The following is a 2,667-nucleotide window of genomic DNA, read 5'->3' on the forward strand; positions in this document are numbered from 1 at the left end:
CTGTGGTCTTTATTTTGGAGAGAGAAAGACTGAGGAAGTCGACGGTGTTCTTACAGCAACAGATACATTGACATATAATGAAAATGAAATCAGAAGAATTGCGATAAAAGCTTTTGATATTGCAATGAAGAGAAGAAAAGAAGTTATTAGTGTAGATAAATCTAATGTCTTAGACAGTTCAAGACTTTGGGATAAAGTAGTAAACGAAGTGGCAAAAGACTATCCGGAAGTAAAGCTTACGCATATGCTGGTTGATAATTGTGCTATGCAGTTAGTAAAGAATCCGGCACAGTTTGATGTGGTCGTCACAGAGAATATGTTTGGTGATATATTGTCAGATGAAGCCAGCATGGTCACAGGGTCTATTGGAATGTTGTCATCAGCAAGCCTGAGAGAAGACAAGTTTGGTTTATATGAACCGAGTCACGGAGCAGCGCCGGATATTGCAGGACAGAATAAGGCGAATCCGATAGCGACCATTCTTTCGGCAGCAATGATGCTGAGATATTCTTTTGATTTGGATAAAGAAGCGGATGCTGTGGAAAAGGCAGTGCAGAAGGTTTTGGAAGATGATATCCGCACTGTAGACATTATGTCTGATGGCATGACATTAGTGGGCTGTAAAGAAATGGGTGACGAGATAATAAAACGAATCTAGTCATTTTTGAGTTATAAAAAGAAAAAATAGAAGAATAAAGAAAGTGTAAAATTTTTTATTTCTGTTTTTTGAAAAGGAGGAGTAATCATGAAAAGTGATTCAGTAAAGACAGGTATACAGCAGGCACCTCACAGGTCATTATTTAATGCTCTTGGGATGACTGAAGAAGAACTTGCAAAACCGTTAGTTGGTATTGTTTGTTCCTATAATGAAATTGTTCCGGGTCATATGAATCTGGATAAAATTGCGCAGGCAGTAAAGATGGGTGTAGCTATGGCTGGTGGTACACCTATTATGTTCCCGGCTATCGCAGTGTGTGATGGTATTGCAATGGGACATGAAGGTATGAAGTATTCTCTTGTCACAAGAGATTTGATTGCAGATTCCACAGAGTGTATGGCAAAAGCGCATCAGTTTGATGCGTTGGTTATGATTCCGAATTGTGACAAAAATGTGCCGGGACTTTTAATGGCGGCAGCCAGAATTAATGTTCCTACAGTATTTGTCTCAGGCGGACCGATGATGGCAGGACATGTGAAGGGACAGAAGAGAAGTCTTTCATCTATGTTTGAAGCAGTTGGAGCAAATGCGGCAGGAAAGATGTCATTGGATGATGTCAGAGAATTTGAAGAAAAGGTTTGTCCTACTTGCGGTTCCTGTTCAGGAATGTATACAGCAAACTCTATGAATTGTTTAACGGAAGCTCTTGGAATGGGCTTAAAAGGAAATGGAACAATTCCGGCAGTTTATTCAGAAAGATTAAAACTTGCAAAGCATGCAGGTATGGCTGTTATGGAGTTGGTCAGAAAAAATATTCGTCCAAGAGACATTATGACAAAAGAGGCAATTCTAAATGCATTGACAGTCGATATGGCACTTGGATGTTCAACAAACAGTATGCTTCATTTACCTGCAATTGCTCATGAAATCGGATTTGATTTCGATATTGCCTTTGCAAATGAAATCAGTGCAAAGACACCAAATCTTTGTCATTTAGCACCGGCAGGTCCTACATATATGGAAGACCTCAATGAAGCCGGTGGTGTTTATGCAGTAATGAATGAGCTAAGCGAATTAGGATTATTAAATGAAGAATGTATGACAGTAACAGGTCAGACAATCGGAGAAAATATCAAAGGATGTGTGAACAAAAATGAAGAGGTAATCAGACCTCTTGATAATCCATATAGTAAAACAGGAGGACTTGCAGTCCTTAAGGGAAATCTTGCACCGGATGGCTCTGTCGTGAAGCGTTCAGCGGTGGCAGATTCCATGATGGTCCATGAAGGACCGGCCAGAGTTTTTGACTGTGAGGAAGATGCGATTGCAGCAATTAAAGGTGGAAAAATAGTGGATGGTGATGTTGTTGTTATCCGTTATGAAGGACCAAAGGGTGGTCCTGGTATGAGAGAAATGTTAAATCCTACGTCAGCGATTGCCGGCATGGGACTCGGAGAGACAGTTGCACTTATCACAGATGGACGTTTTTCAGGTGCATCCAGAGGCGCTTCTATCGGACATGTGTCACCGGAAGCTGCTGTCGGTGGACCGATTGCGTTGATAGAAGAAGGAGATTTGATTCAGATAAATATTCCGGAAATGTCATTGAATGTAGACGTTTCAGATGAGGAAATGGCAAAGAGAAAAGAGGCTTGGCAGCCTAGGGAACCAAAGGTTACTACTGGTTACTTAGCAAGATACGCATCTATGGTTACATCAGGTAATAAGGGTGCTACATTAGAGATAAAAAAATAATATAATGGAAGAGAGGGATACATTATGATTTTAAACGGCTCACAGATTGTAATTGAATGTTTAAAAGAGCAGGGTGTTGACACAGTGTTCGGATATCCGGGAGGAACGATTTTAAATATTTACGATGAACTTTATAAAAATTCAGATGATATTACACATATTCTTGTTTCACATGAACAGGGAGCAGTACATGCAGCGGATGGTTATGCACGCTCAACGGGTAAGGTTGGCGTTTGTATAGATCGGAAGAGCAC

The 2,667-nt window shown here is 40.4% G+C and carries 3 protein-coding genes; all 3 read left to right on the top strand.

What is annotated here, in order from left to right:
- Positions 1–658: 3-isopropylmalate dehydrogenase (leuB, locus tag Q5O86_RS04420; protein ID WP_302625941.1), on the top strand; the 658-nt coding region annotated here is incomplete at its 5' end.
- 87 nt (positions 659–745) lie between these two features.
- Positions 746–2,413 carry a dihydroxy-acid dehydratase gene (gene ilvD / locus Q5O86_RS04425; RefSeq protein WP_302625942.1) on the top strand — a complete coding sequence of 556 codons (1,668 nt, stop codon included), beginning with the start codon at positions 746–748 and terminating at the stop codon, positions 2,411–2,413.
- 21 nt (positions 2,414–2,434) lie between these two features.
- Positions 2,435–2,667: thiamine pyrophosphate-binding protein (locus Q5O86_RS04430; RefSeq protein ID WP_368074739.1), on the top strand; the 233-nt coding region annotated here is incomplete at its 3' end.

It is taken from the genome of uncultured Eubacterium sp. (assembly GCF_937958975.1).
In the GTDB taxonomy this organism is placed as follows: domain Bacteria; phylum Bacillota; class Clostridia; order Lachnospirales; family Lachnospiraceae; genus Eubacterium_G.